Genomic DNA, 20404 nt, shown 5'->3' with positions numbered 1-20404 from the left:
AAACCAACGAATCACACTAGGTTCGTAAATACTTTAGTTTTCCACAAGGAGGCCTCGCTCTAAGGAGTGGGGCCTTTTTGTTATTTCTTGAAAGCATTGAAATCACGTCTCGCAATATGATACAATAGAGGATATTTACAATAGTTAGGATAAAGATATGCTTATTTCGATTATTTCACAAGGCTTGATCTGGGCTATTTTGGGGCTAGGGATCTTTATGACCTTCCGTATCTTGGATTTCCCAGATATGACCACAGAGGGTTCCTTTCCATTAGGAGGAGCCGTTGCGGTAACTCTGATTACCAAAGGGGTTCACCCTTTATTAGCCACCCTGGCGGCCATTGGTGCGGGGTGCTTGGCTGGATTGGCTACAGGTCTTCTTTATACCAAAGGAAAGATTCCGACGCTGTTATCGGGGATTTTGGTGATGACTTCCTGTAACTCAGTCATTCTCTTTGTGATGCAACGGGCCAACCTGGGTTTACTCGGATACTCAAAAATCCAAGATATGATTCCCATCGCGAGTGGCGTAAACGAGATTATCATCGGGATCATCTTTGTAACTCTGGTGATTGCTGCCATGCTCTTCTTTTTAGATACTAAATTGGGGCAAGCCTATATTGCGACGGGGGACAATCCTGAGATGGCTAAAAGCTTTGGGATCCATACCAGCCGGATGGAGTTGATGGGGCTAGTAGTTTCTAATGGGATTATCGCCTTGTCAGGTGCCTTGATGGCCCAGCAAGAAGGCTATGCAGATGCTTCTCGAGGGATCGGAGTCATCGTTGTTGGTTTGGCTAGCTTGATTATCGGAGAGGTCCTTTTCTCAAAACTAACCTTAGCAGAACGTTTGCTCAGTATCGTTATTGGATCAATCATTTATCAATTCTTAATTTGGGCTGTGATTGCCATCGGTGTCAATACCAGCTACATTCGCATCTTTAGCGCTATCATCTTGGCGATCTGTCTCATGATTCCAACCTTTAAAGAGAAACTGCTGAAAGGAGTCAAACTCAGCAAATGACCGCAATTGTAGAATTAAAAAATGCCACCATCGTGGTGAACAATGGCTTGAATGAAGAAAAAGTCATTTTGGACAATGTCTCTTTGGAGATTCATGAGCATGACTTTATCACCATTCTTGGGGGCAATGGTGCTGGTAAGTCAACCCTTTTCAACACCCTGGCTGGAACTCTGCCTCTGACCAGTGGTCAAGTCTTGATCAAGGGAGAGGACGTGACGCACTATGGTCCGGAAAAACGGGCCAAATACCTATCCCGGGTCTTCCAAGATCCAAAGATGGGGACGGCTCCTCGTATGACAGTGGCCGAGAATCTCCTGATTGCAAAATTCCGAGGAGAAAAGCGGGGCTTGGTTCCTCGTCGACTTGCCCAGTACAAAGACGAGTTTAAAGAGGTTTTGAGCCAGATTGGCAATGGTTTAGAGAAGCATGTCGATACGGCGGTAGAATTCTTATCTGGTGGACAACGTCAAGCTCTGAGCCTGTTGATGGCTACCCTGAAGCGTCCTGAACTCTTGCTCTTGGATGAGCATACAGCTGCTCTCGATCCCAAGACGAGTCAGGCCTTGATGGAGCTGACGGATCGATTTGTCAAAACGGATCGACTGACTGCCTTGATGATTACCCACCATATGGAAGATGCCCTCAAGTACGGGAATCGCTTGATTGTCATGAAGGATGGAAAGATTATCCAGGACTTGAACCAAGAGGAAAAGGCTAAGATGGACCTGTCTGATTACTACCGTTTCTTTGAGTAAATTTAGAAACTAGTTTCAGCGTGTAATCGCTTGCAATACCAATATTAAAGGAGTATACTATAGGTGAAGATAAGGGAGAAGGGGTTGATACCAATGCCTTATAGATTCATACATTAGGTTACTTCGTTTTAGGTCTGTCTTCGCTGACACTTGTTCGTGCTCTTTATGAAAAGAGCCTTAACGCCGGAAATGTTAAATCGGTTGAGCCGTCAAGTAAGTCTGCTTAACTTACTAAATGACATTGAAATACGTGTAAATAGTAGTGGAAGCTTTAGATGGTTTTCGAACTTCGGTATGCTCAACTGAGTGCTTTGTAACAAAACTGAAAGAGAAATTGCAAAGAAAACCACTGGTATGTGAAAACGTACCATGAAAAGAAATGAAAATCATAACTGTTGTTTTCGTTAGCCTAAATGGTTAATCGCCTCTTGTCAGTGAAGCAGACCAGACCTCTAGTCCCGTAAGACTGGAGGTCTTTTTGTCTGTCATGCTAGAAAGTTGAGGTGAGGTCAGTGGGATTGCCATACGCACATGAATATAGCTGTCGAGATCACTTTAAAGAAAGAGCAATGGAACGATTTGGGGTCGATAAAGAGCAGTTGAAACGCTGGGTCAATCAACATGTGCCCTCGCTTCATCATTTTGATAGCAGTTTTGATCAACGGCCTGATACGGAAGCCTATGTAGCAGAGGACGGTGTCGTCTTTGTGTGTGATCTGAAGAAGCGAGAATTTATTACTTGCTTCCAAGCGGTCAATTTGACGGTGGATGAAGAGCAGAAGGAAGTCTGTCAAGATATTCATCGTGAGAATGTGCTCGCCTATAAACATAGCCAAAGCAAGCTCCTGAATCGCTACCGTTTGAAAGAGGCGAAAGAGTTACTAGCCAATATTGAAGAGCATGTTGATCGGTTTTATAGTTTGTCCCAAACCCTCAAGAAAGGGGCTCTCAGCGATCGGAATTACCACCACCTAGAAGAACTGTTAAATGAATTTCATGTGATCAAGGCGGCGATACGGGTGATTGAGAATAAGAAAAATGACTATCATACGGACTAGCGTCTCTTTAGCAAGCTGACATTCTATGCTGTCGTCTTGGGTTTTGATAAGGGTTCCTCCATCAAATGATGGAGGGCTTTTGTTTGGTCTGACTTTTGAAAAAATCGTGAAAAAATAGTATAATGTTCTAGATATGCAAGAAAATTGCAAAACTGTAATTCGACTTGGTGAGCCAAGGACCGTAAGTATGAACCATCACATAAAGGAGAAAACATGAGTAACATTAAGTTGATTACTTTAGGTGGAGTCCGTGAAAACGGGAAAAACCTCTACATAGCTGAAGTAAATGGCTCTATTTTTGTTTTGGATGCTGGTCTCAAGTATCCAGAAAATGAACAACTAGGGGTCGATGTCGTTATTCCCAACATGGACTACCTCTTTGAGAATAGCGATCGTATCGCAGGAGTCTTTTTAACGCACGGGCATGCGGATGCCATTGGAGCCCTTCCCTATCTTTTAGCGGAGGCTAAAGTTCCCGTATTTGGGTCAGAGTTGACCATCGAGTTGGCCAAACTCTTTGTCAAGAGCAATGACAGTGTCAAGAAGTTCAATGATTTCCATGTAATCGATGCCAACTCAGAGATTGATTTTGGAGGAACCGTTGTTTCCTTCTTCCAGACAACCCACTCTATTCCAGAAAGTTTAGGAATTGTCATCAAGACTTCTGAAGGAAGTATCGTCTATACAGGAGACTTCAAGTTTGACCAGACAGCGAGTGAGTTTTATGCGACTGACTTTGCTCGTTTGGCAGAGATTGGACAAGAAGGCGTCCTCGCTCTCTTGAGTGACTCTGCCAATGCCGATAGTAAGATTCAAGTGGCTAGTGAGCAAGAGGTTGGGGATGAAATCCTAGATACGATTGCTGACTGGGATGGCCGTATCATTGTAGCCGCTGTTGCAAGTAACCTATCACGGATCCAGCAAGTCTTTGACGCAGCTGCAGAGACAGGGCGCCGGGTTGTTTTGACTGGATTTGACGTAGAAAATATTGTCCGGACAGGGATTCGTTTAAATAAACTGTCTTTGGCCAACGAAAAAATATTGATCAAGCCAAAAGAAATGTCTCGTTTTGAGGATCATGAATTGATTATTCTTGAAACGGGTCGGATGGGTGAACCAATCAACGGACTCCGTAAAATGTCCATTGGTCGTCACCGCTATGTTGAAATCAAGGATGGCGACTTGGTCTATATCGTAACAACTCCATCTATTGCCAAAGAAGCGGTTATGGCACGTGTAGAAAACATGGTCTACCAAGCAGGCGGAGTCGTTAAAGCGATTACTCAAAGCTTGCGTGTATCAGGACATGGAAATGCGCGTGATCTTCAATTGATGATCAACCTCCTGCGCCCCAACTATCTGTTCCCAATTCAAGGGGAATACCGCGAATTGGATGCCCATGCACGGCTTGCGATGGAAGTGGGGATTTTGCCTGAAAATATCTTCATTCCGAAAAAAGGCACCATCATGGAATATGACAATGGTGACTTCGTTCCTGCAGGTAGCGTCTCTGCTGGAGATGTCCTCATCGATGGGAATGCCATTGGGGATGTTGGAAATGTCGTGCTCCGTGACCGGAAAGTCCTTTCAGAAGATGGTATCTTTATTGTGGCCATTACGGTTAACCGTCGTGAAAAACGCATTATCTCGAAGGCAAAAGTTCACACTCGTGGTTTTATCTATGTGAAGAAGAGTCGCGATATCTTGCGCGAAAGTGCTGAGATTGTCAACCAAAGTGTGGAAGAATACTTAGCCCAGGACAGCTTCGATTGGGGCGAGCTCAAGGGTGCTGTTCGTGATAGTTTGGCCAAGTACCTCTTTGACCAGACCAAACGTCGACCAGCTATCTTGCCAGTCGTCATGGAAGTACGCTAGGATTAAGATAAGAGGAAAAGTCGATCGTCGGCTTTTTCTTGTCAAGGAAAAGAAGAAATAGTGAGGAAAGATAGATGGCAGTAATGCAGATTGAATACTATTCAGAAGCGCTCGCAATGGAGTGGGGGATCAACGTCCTCTACCCAGATGGATCTCGGGTGGAAAATCCAGATGATCAAGATATCCCGGTCCTCTATCTCCTTCATGGGATGAATGGCAATCAGTACTCCTGGTTGAAACGGACCAATGTAGAACGGATCTTACGTTCGACCAATCTGATTGTTGTCTTGCCTAATACCAATAATGGTTGGTATACGGATACCCAGTATGGCTATCCCTACTACACAGCCATCGCAGAGGAATTGCCTAAGACCTTGGCACGCTTCTTCCCCAATATGACTAAGAAGCGGGAGAAGACCTTTATCGCTGGTCTATCGATGGGGGGCTATGGATCTTTCAAACTCGCCCTTCAAACCAATCGCTTCTCGCATGCTGCTAGCTTTTCTGGTGCTCTTAGCTTTGAGGGACGTCAACTGGCAGACACTGACCTTGGCAGTAAGGCTTATTGGCAAGGGGTCTTTGGAGAGCTAGAAGATTGGACGACGAGTCCTTACTCCTTGGAGAGCATTGCGGAGAAGTACTCAGATAAAAAGACGGTCTTATGGGCGTGGTGTGGCGAGCAGGATGCTCTGTATGAGGCCAACAATACAGCTGTTGATCATCTGAAGGACCTCGGTTTTGATATCACCTACAGCCATGGACCAGGAAAACATGAATGGTTTTATTGGGAGCGGGAGTTGGAGCATTTCTTAGCAACCCTGCCAATTGATTTTGAACTAGAAGAACGACTCGATTAGGAAGCTACTCATGCAGAGATATGCTATAATAGAGTGAAAAGTGCCTGGGCCAGTTAGAAGAGAAGCCCAGAATCAATGAACAATTAGGAGAAACATACGTGACTAAAGATATTCGTGTGCGTTATGCACCAAGTCCAACCGGACTACTACACATCGGAAATGCTCGTACAGCATTGTTTAACTACTTGTATGCGCGCCACCATGGTGGAACCTTTATCATCCGTATCGAAGATACGGACCGTAAGCGCCACGTCGAAGATGGAGAACGTTCCCAGCTGGAAAACCTTCGTTGGTTGGGTATGGACTGGGATGAAAGTCCAGAGACGCATGAGAACTACCGCCAGTCTGAACGTTTGGAACTCTATCAAAAATACATTGACCAACTCTTGGCCGAAGGAAAAGCCTATAAATCTTACGTTACAGAAGAAGAGTTGGCAGCGGAACGTGAACGCCAAGAAGCGGCGGGTGAAACACCTCGCTATATCAATGAATACCTTGGCATGAGCGAAGAAGAAAAAGCAGCTTATATCGCAGAACGTGAAGCAGCGGGAATTATTCCTACGGTTCGCTTGGCAGTGAATGAGTCAGGTATCTACAAATGGCATGATATGGTCAAAGGCGATATCGAGTTTGAAGGTGGCAATATCGGTGGTGACTGGGTCATCCAAAAGAAAGATGGCTATCCAACTTATAACTTTGCCGTTGTGATCGATGACCATGACATGCAAATCTCTCACGTCATCCGTGGAGATGACCACATTGCCAATACACCAAAACAGCTCATGGTTTATGAAGCGCTTGGATGGGAAGCTCCAGAGTTCGGTCACATGACCTTGATCATCAACTCTGAAACTGGTAAGAAGTTGTCTAAACGCGATACCAATACCCTTCAGTTCATCGAAGATTACCGGAAGAAAGGTTACCTTCCAGAAGCAGTCTTTAACTTTATCGCCCTTCTTGGTTGGAACCCTGGTGGGGAAGACGAAATCTTCTCTCGCGAAGAACTGATCAAGCTCTTTGATGAAAATCGTCTCAGCAAGTCTCCAGCTGCTTTCGACCAAAAGAAAATGGACTGGATGAGCAATGAGTACATCAAGAATGCGGATTTTGAGACTATCTTTGAAATGGCTAAACCATTCCTCGAAGAAGCAGGACGTTTGACAGACAAGGCTGAGAAATTGGTGGAACTTTACAAACCACAAATGAAGTCAGTGGATGAAATCGTTCCATTGACAGACCTCTTCTTCTCAGACTTCCCAGAATTGACAGAAGCAGAGAAAGAAGTCATGGCTGGTGAAACGGTTCCGACTGTCCTTGAAGCCTTCAAAGCAAAACTCGAAGCCATGTCAGACGATGAGTTTGTGGTAGAAAATATCTTCCCGCAAATCAAAGCAGTCCAAAAGGAAACTGGTATCAAAGGGAAAAACCTCTTCATGCCAATCCGTATCGCCGTTTCAGGAGAGATGCACGGACCAGAATTGCCAGAAACCATCTACTTGCTTGGTCGCGAGAAATCTATCCAACACATTGAAAAAATGTTGGAAGAAATTGCAAAATAGGAATACATTTATTCTTATTTAAGAATGTTGACAGAGGCTTATAGATTGCATTATAAAGAAGTAAGTGTCAAGATTGCTACTCTAAAATCTCAGAGGGAGATTGGAGAAGGACTCTGGGTATTTTGTCAGCTATAATGGGTGAGGAAACGTTACACCTTGGAGAGGATCGAATTGGTTCTCTCCTTTTTGATGTTCAAAACGATGAAAATTCTAGTTTTAAAGTGGTCAATGTTCTGGAAAGCAACAGTATTTTGCTTGATGCCTTTGATGAGGTTATTGGTAGCTTTCAGTTTTACATTTGAATAGGGGAGTTCTATGTGTTAATGGTCTTTAGAGATTTATGGGGCTTATTTACAGCAAAAAACTCCATAATTCCTTATATACTAGAGTAATTAAAGCATTTTAAAAAAGAAGTAGTTTTAGTGTCTACTTTTTTTTGATGATCCCTCCTGGTATTTTATGGTATACTGAAAGCGATAAAATGATTGGAGATCAAGATGAAAAAGATTCCTTTAGCATTTTCAGGCTGCCTGTTAGGTTTAGCAGGGGCTGGAAACCTTCTGTCTGATACCTTCCCAGTTCTGGCTCATTTCTTCAGTTTGACGGGTTTGATCCTATGGGTTTTCTTTTTATGTCACCATCTGATCTACTGGTCAGAAACCAAGATTGAACTACAAGAACCGGCCCTTCTATCTGGGATGGCGACCTTCCCCATGGCTGGGATGGTTTTATCGACTTATCTCTTACGACTCTTTCCGACATTTGGAGGACTCGCCCAGGCAGTTTGGTGGACTGCTTTCCTCTTAGATTGTGGCTTGATCTTCTACTTTACCAAGACCCATATATTAGCAAAACCAAGAGCCAATGCCACCCCTAGTTGGACCGTTCTTTATGTGGGGATTGCTGTTGCTGCCTTGACCTACCCAGTGGTAGGAGTGGTTGGGCTGGCCTATCTGACTTTCGGATTTGGCTTTGTCTTAACCTTGATTCTTTACCCCTTGATCTACCAGGGGTTGAAGACCGCCCCTTTACCGAGCCACTTATTAGGGCAAGAAGGCATCTATTGTGCCCCCTTTTCTCTTCTGTTAGCGGCCCTGGTTCGTGTGGGTGGAGCCAGTCTACCTGTTTGGCTGTTATACACCATGGTTGGACTCTCTCAAGCTTTTTATTTCTTCGTTTTAACGCGTCTACCTAGAATGATAAAAGAGGGCTTTCAACCAGCCTTTTCAGCCTTAACCTTCCCGACGGTCATCACAGCTACTTCCCTGAAAATGGCCCAAGGCCTATTGCACAGTTCTCTGTTAAGGCCCCTTGTCTGGTTAGAAACCATTCTGTGTCTAGCCATTCTTGTGTCCGTGCTTGTAGGCTTTGTGATTTACATAAAAGGGGAGAACGAGCATTCCAATAGAAATTAGAGGTCAGAGACGGTTGTCTCGACCTTTTTGGGTTCACTTTCTAATTGAATCCTAGGAATGATTATGGTAAGATGCAATAAATCATTTTTTGTCTCCCTCGAAAGGAATGTATGAAATTTTTAAAGACAAAAGCCAAGCTCTTTTATCCACTTTTACTACTGGTCTTCTATATCTTAGTTCGGCCACAATTTCGCGAGTTGGCCCAACTAGTCAGCAACCAAGTCGGCCAAGCTCTTAGCTATTTTTGGACCCTTCTCTTTTTAGAGGCAGGTTATTTGGTGCTTGTTTTTTCATTGGTAAAGAAATACAGTCCACGTATGGTTTTTCAGTGGGCGAAGAAGAAACAATTCCTTCCCGCTATCTACGCTACTATATTCTCCAGTTGTGCCATCTACTGGCTAGACTACTTTCTTAGTGGGTTCACCAAAGGACGTCTAGCTATTTATCACTCTTTTCCGGTGACCTTGGAAGCCTTAGGATCTCTCATCCTCTTTGTATTAGTGGTCATCATTCGACCGATGACCGTGGAACTGATCTTTCGTGGAGCGCTTGTCCAAGCCTATTTTAAAAAATGGCCCTTCTACGCGAGTGTATGGGCCCCAGCCCTTATCTATAGTGGACTTCAATTCCTCCAGCATCCTTTTACTTTTTTGAGTTTTTTGATCTATACCATCCCCGCCCTTATTTTTGGATTATTGAATGAAAAGACGAGCTCATTGTATTATCCTATCCTTGCTCATATCGGCTTGAACTTCATTTATAGCTTACCCATCATCTTATCAACCATCCAGCATCTCTTCTCCTAGCCGTTTTGACGGCACTGGAGGAGGCTTTAAACCAAGAGCCAGAAGGTCGTTGGTTTTTTTTGAAATTATGGTATAATAGAATAAATTTAAAAGAGGGAGTGGGAGTTTGAGAAAAAGCTATCGTGTCAAGCGAGAAAAAGATTTCAATGCCATTTTTAAAAGCGGCAAGAATTGTGCAAATAGAAAATTTGTCATCTACCGTTTGCCACAAGAGCAGCCCCATTTCCGTGTCGGCTTATCCGTGAGTAAAAAACTAGGAAATGCTGTGACACGCAACCGAATCAAGCGCTTGATTCGGCATGTTTTAATGAAGCACCAGGATCATCTTGTAGCAGATGATTTTGTTGTGATTGCTCGAAAGGGAGTTGAAGAACTGGATTTTGATCAGGTCGAAAAAAATCTAGTCCATGTATTAAAATTAGCGCAAGTCTATCGTCAGGAAAGGTAATTACGTGAAAAAGAAACTAAAAGTAGCTAGCTTACTCGGAGGAGCCCTCCTTTTATTAACAGCCTGTGGAACGTCTGAAGTGACTTCCCAATCATCAGGAGTTTGGGAAAAATTCGTTTACTTCTTTGCAGAAGTCATCCGTTTTCTTTCTATTGGAGGCAACATCGGAGTCGGGATTATCCTCTTCACTCTCTTGATTCGGACCATTCTTTTGCCAGTTTTCCAATACCAAATGACCTCCTCGCGCAAAATGCAGGAGATTCAGCCACTAGTGAAAGAAATCCAGGCCAAGTACCCTGGGAAGGATTTGGAAAGCCGCACTCGCATGTCAGAAGAAATGCGGGAACTCTATAAAGAAAAAGGCGTCAAGACTTCCTCTGCCTTCTTGCCATTGTTTATTCAAATGCCAGTCTTGATGGCCTTGTTCCAAGCTTTGAGTCGGGTAGAATTCCTAAAAGTCGGTCATTTTCTTTGGTTGGATATGAGCGCAACAGACCCAACCTTTATTTTGCCAGTTTTGGCAGCCGTCTTCACCTTCTTTAGCACCTGGTTGAGCAACAAAGCCATGCCAGAAAAAAATGGTGGAATGACAGCCATGATGTATGCAATGCCCGTGATGATTTTCTTCTTCGCTATGTACTCAGCCAGCGGGGTTGCTCTCTACTGGGTGGTTTCCAATGCTTACCAAGTTGGGCAAACTTACCTATTGAACAATCCATTTAAGATTATTGCGGCGCGTGAAGCAGAGCAACAGGCAATCAAAGATATAGAAAAACAAAAACGACGTGCATTTAACAAAGCACAGAAAAAGAAAAACTAAGAAGGAGTTTGACAGATGGTCCAATATAAAGGAGTCAATGTTGAAGAAGCCATTCAAAATGGTTTGAAAGAATTAGATATCCCGCGCATGAAAGCACATATTACTGTCGTTTCTCGTGAAAAGAAAGGGTTCCTCGGTCTCTTTGGTAAGAAGCCAGCTGTGGTAGACATCGAACCAATTGCAGAAACTACAGTGACAAAAGCCAATCAACAAGCTGTTAAGGGAGTTCCTGAGGAAATTAATGCTCAAAACGAACCTGTCAAGAGTGTCAGTGAAGAGACTGTTGATTTGGGTCGCGTGGTAGCAGCGATTAAAAAAGTTGAAGAAGAAGGACAAGAAGTTTCTGAAGAAGTGAAGGCTGAGATTCTCAAACATGAGAAGGCTCCTGAAACCATTCTTGAAGAACAAGGTCATGGAGAGATTCTCGATTCAAGTCTTAACGAAGCTGAGATCCGCCAAACGTCTGATTTTGCTGACTTGGGCATTGAAGTAGAAGAAAGCTATGACATTGAAAAGGTTGTTTCTGATGTCACTGCCTATGTTCAAACCGTTATTGATGAAATGGATGTCGAAGCTAGCATCTCAAGCAGCTACAACCGTCGCACCATCAATATGCAGATTGATACCAATGAGCCAGGCCGTGTCATTGGCTACCACGGGAAAGTTCTCAAGGCCCTTCAATTGTTGGCACAGAACTACCTTTACAATCAGTATTCTAAGAATTTCTACATTGCGATCAACGTTAATGATTATGTTGAACACCGTGCAGAAGTCCTTCAAAGCTATGCGCAAAAATTGGCAAGTCGTGCTCTAGAAGAAGGTCGAGCGCAACATACAGACCCAATGTCTAATAGCGAACGCAAGATCATCCACCGCATCGTATCGAAAATGGATGGAGTCACCAGCTATTCTGAAGGAGAAGAACCAAATCGTTACGTTGTCGTCGATATTGAAGGTTAATCTGCCATCAAAAAAGGAAGATGCTAAAGGGAGAGAGGGGTGTAAGCTTGCTCTCTCCTTTTCTGTCTGAGAAAGGAAAACTAGAATGTATAGTAAGATAAGAGACTTTTTGAATTATCAGGGGATCAAGTACCTGGCTCCTGCTAAAGCTGGTGAGGATGCAGAGCGAATGGTAGAGTATCGCGAGTTAGGGCAAGAAGCTCGGCAGGAATTCACCCACTTGGTCAGCGATTTTCAGAAGCTCTTTCCGCATTTAAAACAAGATCGGACCAGTCAGTGGATGAATCAAGCTCAAATTCTTCGCCCTCATTTTTGGGCTTATCTCCAAGGAGAGGGAGAGATAACGGATCCGATGTTTGCCTTGCGACTTTATGGAGATGCGAAGGACTTTGGTGTGTCACTGGAAGTAAGTTTTATCGAACGCAAGAAGGATGAGGAGAGTCTACAAAAGCAGAACCGCGTTTTAACTCTTCCGGTTTCTTCGCCAGTCTATTACTTCGCCCAAATAGAAGGTGTCAGTCAACGATTCCAAGGGACAGAAGCCAATCGCCAGAGACTTCTCAAAGGTGTGGAAACTGGCCAGGTCCGAAAGGTCTTGGTAAAAGTCGATGTCAATCTATCGCAAGCGACGAGTCGAGATGCCATTCTTGAGGAATTAAAAAAAGGAATGGCTAGCTTGCTTCCTTACTATGAAGCGACTCGTCAAAGGATAGAAGGAGATGCCCAATAAAAGCGGTATCATTGAACCTGCCCCAACAAATTTTTCATAGCTATTGACAAACAGACGTGAATCAGATAGAATAGTAAAGTATGTTTAGTAACTGATCACATTATAGCCGGCTAAACGAATACAAAATCTATGAGGAGGTATTCATCGTGAAACGTACTTATCAACCAAGTAAACTTCGTCGTGCGCGCAAACATGGTTTCCGTCACCGTATGGCAACTAAAAACGGTCGTCGCGTATTGGCAGCTCGTCGTCGTAAAGGACGCAAAGTTTTGGCTGCGTAATTCAGATAAAAAACTAAAAACCAGTAGAAACTCGAGACTACTGGTTTTTGTTTTGCCAAAAGTGTATTCAGCTAGGCTTTCTGTTATAATAGAATGAGAAAAATCGTAGAAAAGGATCCATATGCAGATTTTTGATACTCATACTCACCTCAACGTTGAAGAGTTTGCAGGGAGAGAAAAAGAGGAATTAGAACTAGCTAAAGAGCTGGGAGTCCATGCCCACAATGTTGTTGGCTTTGACAAACCAACCATCGAACGAGCAATAGCCTTGGCCGACCAGTACCCGGAAGTTTATCTTACCCTGGGTTGGCATCCCACTGAGGCGGGCGACTATAGTCCTGAAGTAGAGGCTTATTTACTTGAACAGTTGAAACATCCTAAAGTCGTCGCCCTAGGAGAAATCGGTCTCGATTACCACTGGATGACGGCACCAAAAGACGTTCAAGCAAAGGTTTTTCGCCGTCAGATCCAACTGTCTAAGGACTTGGACTTGCCTTTTGTAGTGCATACGCGTGATGCTCTCGAAGATACCTACGCCATTATCAAGAGTGAAGGAGTGGGCCCGCGCGGTGGCATCATGCATTCTTTCTCCGGTAGTCTTGAAGAAGCCAAACGTTTCATGGATCTGGGAATGATGATTTCCTTCTCTGGAGTGGTGACGTTTAAGAAGGCGACAGATGTCCAAGAAGCGGCAGCTGGCCTTCCGCTTGATAAGATATTGGTTGAGACAGATGCCCCTTATCTGGCACCAGTTCCTAAGCGGGGCCGGGAAAATAAAACAGCCTACACCCGCTATGTAGTGGATCATATTGCAACACTACGTGGCTTGACAACAGAAGAAGTAGCTCAAGCCACCTATGACAATGCGAGAAAGGTATTTGGCCTTGACTGAGAAAAGAAAAATACCAGAAGTGATTGTTGTTGAAGGCAAGGATGATACGGCCAATCTGAAACGCTATTATGAGGTGGATACCTATGAGACACGTGGATCCGCCATTAATCATGATGACCTAGAACGAATTGCCACCTTGCAGGAGTTGCGTGGAGTCATAGTTTTTACGGATCCGGATTACAATGGGGAGCGCATTCGTAAGATCATCATGCAAGAAATTCCGCAGGCCAAGCATGCCTTTTTAAATCGTGGCGAAGCAGTACCCAAATCAAAAACCAAGGGCCGTTCCTTGGGAGTCGAGCATGCCAGCTTTGAAGACTTGGAAAAAGCCCTTGCTGGACTGGTGGGCTCCTATAAAGATGAGCATTTCTTTGATATTACCAAATCAGATCTGATGCGACTCGGTCTGCTGATGGGCAGTGAAAGTCGCAAACGACGGGAATATCTAGGAGAAGCCTTGCGCATCGGCTACTGCAATGGCAAACAACTGCTCAATCGCTTGGAGTTGTTTGGAATTTGTTTAGCGCAAGTCGAAGAAACGATGGCCAGTTATTAAAAAAGAGATAGAGGTGGAAGATGGGATTGTTCGACCTGTTTACAGATAAGAAAAAAGTGATAGGATTTTCTTTGGAGAATGTTCACGCAGAACATCAAAAGAATCCACGGCATTTTTTGATTCCAAGTCAAGAAGAAATCAACCAATTGAAGCTTGGGGACCAGGTTCGCCTCATCTTTGTGCTGGATACAGTCTTGGAGAATGGGTGTCGAGCAGAGCGTATGTGGGTCGAACTCACTGAAATCCGCGATGGGAAGTTCAAAGGATGTTTAACCAATCAACCGGCTTATATTACCACCATCCAGCTTGGAGATGAGCTGGAATTTGCCCAGGAACATATCGCCAGTCTGATGGTTCCTCCGCTGAATCTTGATACGCAAAAAGGGGCCATGATTACCAAGGATTGCTTCCTACGACGTGAGATTAATTGGGCGATTCACGATGTCCCTCATCATTCACAAGATAGTGGTTGGCAGTTCTTTACAGGTTATGAGTCCCAGGAAGACTTGGACGATCCGTCTAAGATTACCATCATCAGTCTTGAAGACGCCTTGGAAATGGAGCCCTTGTTGGAAACCGTCTTAGATAAGAACGGGGAAGCTTATGTTTACCAAGCGGAGCAGAATGCCTTTGTAGAAGACTGTTAGACTGGCCTGCGGAGAAAAAAGAGAGAGTATGTCTCACACTAAACGGATTAGAAAAGAGAAAAAATGAGAATTGCAGATTATAGCGTGACCAAGGCAGTGCTAGAGCGTCACGGTTTTACCTTTAAAAAATCCTTCGGTCAGAACTTCTTGACCGATACCAATATCCTTCAAAAGATTGTCGATACGGCTGAGATTGATAAAACAGTCAATGTCATCGAAATTGGTCCCGGAATTGGAGCTTTGACGGAGTTTTTGGCAGAAAATGCCGCAGAAGTCATGGCCTTTGAGATTGATGACCGCTTGGTGCCTATCTTAGCGGATACCTTGCGTGATTTTGACAATGTCACGGTTGTCAACCAAGACATCCTCAAGGTAGACCTCAACCAGTACATCGCAGAGTTCAAAAATCCAGAGCTTCCGATCAAGGTAGTGGCTAATCTTCCTTACTACATCACGACTCCCATCCTTATGCACTTGATCGAATCCAAGATTCCTTTCCAAGAATTTGTGGTTATGATGCAAAAAGAGGTGGCAGACCGTATTTCAGCCGAACCTAATACCAAAGCTTACGGGTCTTTGTCCATTGCAGTCCAATACTATATGACCGCTAAAGTAGCCTTTATCGTGCCTCGCACCGTCTTTGTGCCAGCGCCAAACGTCGATTCTGCCATCCTCAAGATGGTGCGTCGCCCAGAACCAGCAGTGGCAGTCAAGGATGAAGATTTCTTCTTCTCTGTCAGCAAGGCTAGCTTTGTCCACCGCCGCAAGACTCTATGGAACAACTTGACCAGTCGCTTTGGCAAGACTGAAGAAATCAAAGCCAAACTGGAAGGAGGGATTCAAGCTGCAGGCCTGCAACCTTCTGTACGAGGAGAATCCCTTAGCTTAGAAGACTTCGCTCGTTTGGCTGACGGACTTCTAGAAGCAGGAATAAAATAATAGAAAAGACATGAGATATGAATCTCATGTCTTTTTGAATGATGGAAGGAAAGGATGGGATTTGAACCCGCGCATGAAGAAAATCTTTGCCGGATTTCGAGTCCGGTGCCGTACCGAGCTGAGCCACCTTTCCAAGATGCGGAGAAAGGGATTTGAACCCTCACGCCCGAAGGGGCACATGCGCCTGAAGCATGCGTGTCTGCCGTTCCACCACCTCCGCATAGTTCTATTATACTCTTTTTAAAAGAAAAGCCAAGAAAAAATAGTAACAGAATTTATATAGTGATTCTGTACGGAGTCTTAAGGTAATATAAAATCCTAATATATATAGAATTTAAGGTTCGCAAGCGTTATCGTATATTTTTTGATATAATGGTAGTATTAACTTTAAAGGAGTGCCAGTTGCAAGGAACGATTGTTAAAGCCTTGGCCGGTTTTTATTATGTGGAGTGCGAGGGAGAAATTTACCAAACACGCGCCCGAGGAAATTTCCGGAAAAAGGGACAAACTCCCTATGTTGGAGATAAGGTAGAATTTTCAGCTGAAGAAAATTCGGAAGGCTATATTTTAAAAATATTCCCAAGAAAGAATAGCTTAGTCCGCCCACCCATTGTGAATATAGATCAGGCTGTCGTCATCATGTCTGCCAAAGAGCCGGATTTTAATGTTAATTTATTGGACCGCTTTTTAGTCCTCTTGGAACAAAAAGTGATTCATCCGATTGTCTATATTTCAAAAATGGACTTACTAGAAGATCCAGCTGAGGTGCTTCCTTTCCAGGAAGTCTATCGCCAAATGGGCTATGACTTTGTCACTGACAAGGAAGAGCTCTTGCCTCTCTTGAAGGATCAGGTGACGGTCTTTATGGGCCAAACAGGAGTGGGGAAATCCACCCTCTTGAATACCTTGGCTCCGGAGTTGGAACTAGAGACAGGAGAAATCTCCGACAGTCTTGGACGCGGCCGCCATACGACGCGAGCTGTCAGTTTTTATGATCTCAATGGGGGCAAAATTGCGGATACCCCTGGCTTCTCCTCTCTAGATTATGAAGTCGATAATGCGGAAGATCTCAATCATGCTTTTCCAGATATCGCCAAGGTGAGCCAGGCTTGCAAGTTCCGTACTTGTACCCACACACATGAACCATCCTGTGCCGTCAAGCCCGCTGTTGAGGAAGGGATCATAGCTTCCTTCCGCTATGAGAATTACTTACAGTTTTTGAGCGAGATCGAAAATAGGCGTGAAACCTACAAAAAAGTATCGAAAAAATTACCCAAATAAGGAGACCTGAAGAATATGAAAACAAACAAATTAGCCCCTTCTATTTTGAGTGCAGATTATGCAAATTTTGAAAGTGAATTGAAGAAATTGGAAGCATCTGGTGCAGAGTACGCTCACATCGATGTGATGGACGGCCACTTTGTGCCTAATATCAGCTTTGGTGCTGGTGTAGTTGCTAGTATGCGTCCTCACAGCAAGCTAGTGTTTGATTGCCATTTAATGGTTACCAATCCTGAGCAACATATCGAAGAGTTTGCGCGGGCCGGAGCAGATATCATTAGCATTCACGTAGAAGCGACTCCACACATCCATGGCGCCCTTCAAAAAATTCGTTTGGCAGGGGTGAAGCCAAGTGTGGTCATCAATCCAGGAACCCCTGTTGAAAGTATCCAACACATCTTGAACTTGGTAGATCAAGTACTTGTCATGACTGTCAACCCAGGATTTGGTGGGCAAGCCTTCCTGCCAGAAACCATGGATAAGATTCGTCAATTGGTTCAATTGCGTGAAGAAAAAGGCTTGGATTTCGATATTGAAGTCGATGGGGGAATTGATGATAAAACGATTCACGCCGCGAAAGAAGCAGGGGCAAATGTCTTTGTAGCAGGTTCCTATGTGTTTAATGGAGATGTGAATGAACGAGTTCAAACCCTTCGAGCAGCCATCCAAGACTAAGGTTGCGATTGTAGCTGGAGGACGAGTGGAAACCATTCCGCTAGACTTGGATGTTTATGTCGGGGTAGATGCAGGCTGCCTTTTCCTATTAGAGCAAGGATTGGAACTATCTTTAGCAGTTGGAGATTTTGACTCGGTCGAGCCTGAAGAATTCCAGAGTATTCAATCTGCGGCTCATGAATTACAGACTTCGGTAGCAGAAAAAAATGATACGGATCTGGAATTGGCGATTAAGGAAGTGTTAGAACGTTGGCCTCAAGAGGACATTCTGATTTTTGGAGCCTTTGGTGGTCGTCTGGATCACCACTTGGCCAGCGTTTTTTTGCCCAGCGATCCAGAGATTGCACCCTCTATGTCGCAACTTTACTTGATGGACCAACAAAATTATCTCTGCTATCGTCCAGCAGGCCGCCATACCATTCTGCCTATAGCAGGCTATACCTATGTAGCTTTTATGCCAGTTGAGGGAGCTTCCATCCAGATTGAAGGAGCCAAGTATCCCTTAAATCAGACCAATTATTTTAAAAAGGCTATTTATGGTTCCAACGAGTTTATCAATCAGCCGATTACCTTAACTGTTGATCGAGGCTACGCCCTTATCATTTATAGCAAGGATGGGAAATAAGATGGAAATAATCCTTTTTGTATTAGGAGTGGGAAATCTTGTCTTGCTCTTCTTGCTCTACCAGCAACGGACAGCTGATAACAAACAGGTCCGTGACTTACTGGAAGACCAAGAAGATCATCTTTCGGATCAGCTGGATTACCGATTTGAGAGAGAGCGACAAGCTCAGCAAATCACTGGCCAGCAGATAGAGATGGCGATCAGTGACCGTCTTATGGAATTACGGACAGAAATGCATCAGCAAACGACTGCTTTACGAACAGAACTTGCTGAGAGTTTCACTAAAAACCGAGACAAAACGGACGAGCGGATGCAACAGATTCAAGCTTCCAATGATTTGCGCTTGGAGCAGATGCGTCAAACGGTCGAAGAAAAGTTGGAAAAAACCTTGCACAGTCGTCTTCAAACCTCTTTTGAGACGGTCTCCAAACAATTGGAGTCGGTCAATAAAGGTCTTGGGGAAATGCAGACGGTCGCTAGAGATGTGGGAAGTCTCAATAAGGTTCTTTCTAACACGAAAACCCGTGGGATTATGGGAGAACTCCAACTCGGCCAGATCATCGAAGATATCCTAACTCCCGCCCAATATGAAAGAGAGTTTGTAACAGTTCCCCATTCCAGCGAACGCGTCGAGTATGCCATCAAGATGCCTGGTCAGGTCAGAGGGGAATACGTCTATCTGCCAATCGACTCTAAGTTTCCTCTGGACGGTTATTACCGACTGGAAGAAGCCTATGAAAGTGGGGAGAAAGAGGAGATTGAACGGTGTCGCAAACTCCTATTGGCTAGTATCAAACAATTTGCTAAGGACATTCATCAAAAATACCTCTATCCGCCTGCCACTACTAATTTTGGGATTCTCTTTTTACCGACGGAAGGGCTCTATTCAGAAGTGGTCCGCGACCCAGCCTTCTTTGATCGCCTCCGAAGAGAGGAGCAGATCGTCGTCGCGGGGCCAAGTACGCTTTCAGCCTTGTTGAATTCCCTATCGGTTGGATTTAAGACCCTGAATATTCAACGAAGTGCGGATGATATTAGCAAGGTCCTTGCATCCGTCAAGACGGAGTTCCAAAAATTTGGAGGTGTTTTAGAAAAGACCCAACGGCAGTTGAAGCATGCCTCTGGCAATATTGATGACCTCTTAAACCGAAGAACAAATGCTATCGAGCGTACACTCCGAAACATTGAAACGTCAGAGAATCTAGATATAGAAAGCCTATTGAATTTAGAAGTTGGAGAAGATGATGGTCAAAATTAATCAAATGAAAAAAGACGAATTGTTTGAAGGTTTCTACCTCATTAAGTCAGCAGATCTTCGTCAGACACGTGCTGGAAAGAACTATCTTGCCTTTGTCTTCCAAGATGAGACAGGTACGATTGAAGGAAAATTGTGGGATGCTCAGCCACATAATGTGGAGCAGTTCCAAGCTGGTCGCGTCGTTCATATGAGCGGCCGTCGGGAAATTTACAACAATACGCCCCAGGTCAATCAGTTGACCTTGCGGTTGCCTCAAAGCGGGGAGCCATCAAATCCAGCAGACTTTAAGGAAAAGCCTCCAGTAAACCCAGTCGATTTGAAGGACTACCTATCGGGGATGATTTTCAAAATAGAAAATCCAGTTTGGCAACGTGTGGTGCGGGCGCTATACAGCAAGTATGACAAAGAGTTCTACTCTTATCCTGCGGCCAAAACCAACCACCATGCTTTTGAGACAGGCTTAGCTTATCACACAGCCACTATGGTTCGTTTGGCTGAGAGCATCTCTCAGGTGTATCCTCAATTAAACCAGAGTCTCCTCTATGCCGGTATCATGCTTCATGATCTTGCCAAGGTACTGGAGCTATCAGGGCCTGAAAATACAGAGTATACCGTTCGAGGAAACCTCATCGGGCACATCGCTCTGATCGATGAAGAAATTACCAAGGTCTTACAAGAGTTAAAGATTGACGATCAAAAAGAAGATGTGGTTGTGTTGCGCCATGTGATTTTGAGTCACCATGGTCTACTAGAATATGGTAGCCCGGTTCGTCCAAAAATCATGGAAGCCGAGATCATCCATATGATTGATAACCTAGATGCAGAAATGATGATGATGACTTCTGCCTTAGCTTTAGTTGGCCCTGGTGAGATGACCAATAAGATTTTTGCCTTGGACAATCGCTCCTTCTATAAGCCAAATTTAAAAGATTCGTAATGAACT

At 44.2% G+C, this 20404-nt stretch carries 22 protein-coding genes, 1 tRNA gene and 1 pseudogene; 22 read left to right on the top strand and 2 right to left on the bottom strand.

Translation table 11 applies throughout. The annotated features are described in order from the left end of the window. Positions 1–157 precede the first annotated feature (157 nt). From FJR71_RS06415 to gltX, 6 genes are all read left to right on the top strand, one after another. Positions 158–1024 carry an ABC transporter permease gene (locus FJR71_RS06415; RefSeq protein WP_006595484.1) on the top strand — a complete coding sequence of 289 codons (867 nt, stop codon included), beginning with the start codon at positions 158–160 and terminating at the stop codon, positions 1022–1024. Next, positions 1021–1779, top strand: a complete 759-nt coding sequence (locus tag FJR71_RS06410; RefSeq protein ID WP_048690895.1) for an ABC transporter ATP-binding protein — start codon at positions 1021–1023, stop codon at positions 1777–1779. The genes FJR71_RS06415 and FJR71_RS06410 overlap by 4 nt, the downstream gene beginning before the upstream one ends. Before the next feature lie 569 nt (positions 1780–2348). Next, entirely contained in the window at positions 2349–2837 is a 489-nt protein-coding gene (locus FJR71_RS06405; RefSeq protein WP_048690893.1) for a hypothetical protein, read from the top strand. Between the two features lie 213 nt (positions 2838–3050). Continuing rightward, positions 3051–4712 (top strand): ribonuclease J, encoded by a 1662-nt coding sequence (locus FJR71_RS06400; RefSeq protein WP_048690891.1) that lies wholly within the window; start codon positions 3051–3053, stop codon positions 4710–4712. Between the two features lie 74 nt (positions 4713–4786). After that, positions 4787–5569, top strand: a complete 783-nt coding sequence (locus FJR71_RS06395; protein WP_048690889.1) for an alpha/beta hydrolase — start codon at positions 4787–4789, stop codon at positions 5567–5569. 98 nt (positions 5570–5667) lie between these two features. Continuing rightward, a complete protein-coding gene (gene gltX, locus FJR71_RS06390) occupies positions 5668–7128 on the top strand; it encodes a glutamate--tRNA ligase (protein WP_140814349.1) in 1461 nt (486 codons plus the stop codon). A gap of 149 nt (positions 7129–7277) precedes the next feature. Here the strand turns inward: gltX and FJR71_RS06385 are convergent. Next, positions 7278–7445, bottom strand: a pseudogene (locus FJR71_RS06385) (ISL3 family transposase); the annotation flags it as partial. 180 nt (positions 7446–7625) lie between these two features. Here FJR71_RS06385 and FJR71_RS06380 point away from each other — a divergent pair. The 11 genes from FJR71_RS06380 to rsmA all read left to right on the top strand — a co-directional run bounded on the left by FJR71_RS06380 (position 7626) and on the right by rsmA (position 15622). Further along, on the top strand, positions 7626–8543 hold the full coding sequence (locus FJR71_RS06380; protein WP_140814348.1) for a TDT family transporter: 918 nt from the start codon (positions 7626–7628) through the stop codon (positions 8541–8543). Positions 8544–8653: 110 nt separating this feature from the next. Continuing rightward, the gene (locus FJR71_RS06375) at positions 8654–9349 is read left to right on the top strand and encodes a CPBP family intramembrane glutamic endopeptidase (protein ID WP_048690884.1); all 696 of its coding nucleotides are present in this window, start codon (positions 8654–8656) and stop codon (positions 9347–9349) included. A 106-nt stretch (positions 9350–9455) separates the two neighbouring features. Next, positions 9456–9797, top strand: a complete 342-nt coding sequence (gene rnpA, locus FJR71_RS06370) for a ribonuclease P protein component (protein ID WP_048690882.1) — start codon at positions 9456–9458, stop codon at positions 9795–9797. A gap of 4 nt (positions 9798–9801) precedes the next feature. Further along, the gene (locus tag FJR71_RS06365; RefSeq protein WP_048789959.1) at positions 9802–10617 is read left to right on the top strand and encodes a YidC/Oxa1 family membrane protein insertase; all 816 of its coding nucleotides are present in this window, start codon (positions 9802–9804) and stop codon (positions 10615–10617) included. Between the two features lie 15 nt (positions 10618–10632). After that, positions 10633–11577 carry an RNA-binding cell elongation regulator Jag/EloR gene (gene jag, locus FJR71_RS06360; protein WP_048789960.1) on the top strand — a complete coding sequence of 315 codons (945 nt, stop codon included), beginning with the start codon at positions 10633–10635 and terminating at the stop codon, positions 11575–11577. A gap of 85 nt (positions 11578–11662) precedes the next feature. Further along, positions 11663–12307, top strand: coding sequence for a hypothetical protein (locus tag FJR71_RS06355; RefSeq protein ID WP_048690875.1), 645 nt, complete (start codon positions 11663–11665; stop codon positions 12305–12307). A gap of 146 nt (positions 12308–12453) precedes the next feature. After that, positions 12454–12588: a 50S ribosomal protein L34 gene (gene rpmH, locus FJR71_RS06350; protein ID WP_003003086.1), complete on the top strand. Its 135-nt coding sequence runs from the start codon at positions 12454–12456 to the stop codon at positions 12586–12588. Positions 12589–12709: 121 nt separating this feature from the next. Further along, entirely contained in the window at positions 12710–13480 is a 771-nt protein-coding gene (locus tag FJR71_RS06345) for a TatD family hydrolase (protein ID WP_140814347.1), read from the top strand. Continuing rightward, entirely contained in the window at positions 13452–14036 is a 585-nt protein-coding gene (gene rnmV, locus FJR71_RS06340) for a ribonuclease M5 (RefSeq protein ID WP_172605119.1), read from the top strand. The genes FJR71_RS06345 and rnmV overlap by 29 nt, the downstream gene beginning before the upstream one ends. 20 nt (positions 14037–14056) lie before the next feature. Beyond that, positions 14057–14683, top strand: a complete 627-nt coding sequence (locus FJR71_RS06335) for an immunity protein Imm33 domain-containing protein (protein ID WP_048690870.1) — start codon at positions 14057–14059, stop codon at positions 14681–14683. Between the two features lie 63 nt (positions 14684–14746). Next, entirely contained in the window at positions 14747–15622 is an 876-nt protein-coding gene (rsmA, locus tag FJR71_RS06330; protein WP_048690867.1) for a 16S rRNA (adenine(1518)-N(6)/adenine(1519)-N(6))-dimethyltransferase RsmA, read from the top strand. A gap of 137 nt (positions 15623–15759) precedes the next feature. Here rsmA and FJR71_RS06320 read toward each other — a convergent pair. Then, positions 15760–15842 (bottom strand) — tRNA-Leu (locus tag FJR71_RS06320). A 182-nt stretch (positions 15843–16024) separates the two neighbouring features. On the opposite strand from FJR71_RS06320, the gene rsgA reads away from it, so the two are divergent. The 5 genes from rsgA to FJR71_RS06295 are packed head-to-tail and all read left to right on the top strand — an operon-like array spanning position 16025 to position 20398. Further along, a complete protein-coding gene (gene rsgA / locus FJR71_RS06315; RefSeq protein ID WP_048690865.1) occupies positions 16025–16903 on the top strand; it encodes a ribosome small subunit-dependent GTPase A in 879 nt (292 codons plus the stop codon). 15 nt (positions 16904–16918) lie between these two features. Continuing rightward, the gene (rpe, locus tag FJR71_RS06310) at positions 16919–17578 is read left to right on the top strand and encodes a ribulose-phosphate 3-epimerase (RefSeq protein ID WP_023024510.1); all 660 of its coding nucleotides are present in this window, start codon (positions 16919–16921) and stop codon (positions 17576–17578) included. Then, complete coding sequence (locus tag FJR71_RS06305) at positions 17538–18203, top strand: thiamine diphosphokinase (protein WP_048690863.1); 666 nt, start codon at positions 17538–17540, stop codon at positions 18201–18203. The genes rpe and FJR71_RS06305 overlap by 41 nt, the downstream gene beginning before the upstream one ends. 1 nt (position 18204) lies before the next feature. After that, on the top strand, positions 18205–19461 hold the full coding sequence (locus FJR71_RS06300; protein WP_048690862.1) for a DNA recombination protein RmuC: 1257 nt from the start codon (positions 18205–18207) through the stop codon (positions 19459–19461). Then, entirely contained in the window at positions 19448–20398 is a 951-nt protein-coding gene (locus FJR71_RS06295; protein WP_048690860.1) for a 3'-5' exoribonuclease YhaM family protein, read from the top strand. Before FJR71_RS06300 ends, FJR71_RS06295 begins: the two co-directional genes overlap by 14 nt. Positions 20399–20404: the final 6 nt, after the last annotated feature.

This window comes from Streptococcus xiaochunlingii, assembly GCF_006385805.1.
In the GTDB taxonomy this organism is placed as follows: domain Bacteria; phylum Bacillota; class Bacilli; order Lactobacillales; family Streptococcaceae; genus Streptococcus; species Streptococcus xiaochunlingii.
Note: the sequence above shows the minus strand (reverse complement) of the source record. Positions and strands in the feature narration are given on the sequence as shown.

Coding starts and splice junctions, on each gene's coding strand:
- FJR71_RS06415 (WP_006595484.1), top strand. CDS start 158: ATGCTTATTTCGATTATTTCACAAGGCTTGATCTGGGCTATTTTGGGG.
- FJR71_RS06410 (WP_048690895.1), top strand. CDS start 1,021: ATGACCGCAATTGTAGAATTAAAAAATGCCACCATCGTGGTGAACAAT.
- FJR71_RS06405 (WP_048690893.1), top strand. CDS start 2,349: ATGGAACGATTTGGGGTCGATAAAGAGCAGTTGAAACGCTGGGTCAAT.
- FJR71_RS06400 (WP_048690891.1), top strand. CDS start 3,051: ATGAGTAACATTAAGTTGATTACTTTAGGTGGAGTCCGTGAAAACGGG.
- FJR71_RS06395 (WP_048690889.1), top strand. CDS start 4,787: ATGGCAGTAATGCAGATTGAATACTATTCAGAAGCGCTCGCAATGGAG.
- FJR71_RS06380 (WP_140814348.1), top strand. CDS start 7,626: ATGAAAAAGATTCCTTTAGCATTTTCAGGCTGCCTGTTAGGTTTAGCA.
- FJR71_RS06375 (WP_048690884.1), top strand. CDS start 8,654: ATGAAATTTTTAAAGACAAAAGCCAAGCTCTTTTATCCACTTTTACTA.
- jag (WP_048789960.1), top strand. CDS start 10,633: ATGGTCCAATATAAAGGAGTCAATGTTGAAGAAGCCATTCAAAATGGT.
- FJR71_RS06355 (WP_048690875.1), top strand. CDS start 11,663: ATGTATAGTAAGATAAGAGACTTTTTGAATTATCAGGGGATCAAGTAC.
- FJR71_RS06345 (WP_140814347.1), top strand. CDS start 12,710: ATGCAGATTTTTGATACTCATACTCACCTCAACGTTGAAGAGTTTGCA.
- rnmV (WP_172605119.1), top strand. CDS start 13,452: ATGCGAGAAAGGTATTTGGCCTTGACTGAGAAAAGAAAAATACCAGAA.
- FJR71_RS06335 (WP_048690870.1), top strand. CDS start 14,057: ATGGGATTGTTCGACCTGTTTACAGATAAGAAAAAAGTGATAGGATTT.
- rsmA (WP_048690867.1), top strand. CDS start 14,747: ATGAGAATTGCAGATTATAGCGTGACCAAGGCAGTGCTAGAGCGTCAC.
- rpe (WP_023024510.1), top strand. CDS start 16,919: ATGAAAACAAACAAATTAGCCCCTTCTATTTTGAGTGCAGATTATGCA.
- FJR71_RS06305 (WP_048690863.1), top strand. CDS start 17,538: ATGAACGAGTTCAAACCCTTCGAGCAGCCATCCAAGACTAAGGTTGCG.
- FJR71_RS06300 (WP_048690862.1), top strand. CDS start 18,205: ATGGAAATAATCCTTTTTGTATTAGGAGTGGGAAATCTTGTCTTGCTC.
- FJR71_RS06295 (WP_048690860.1), top strand. CDS start 19,448: ATGGTCAAAATTAATCAAATGAAAAAAGACGAATTGTTTGAAGGTTTC.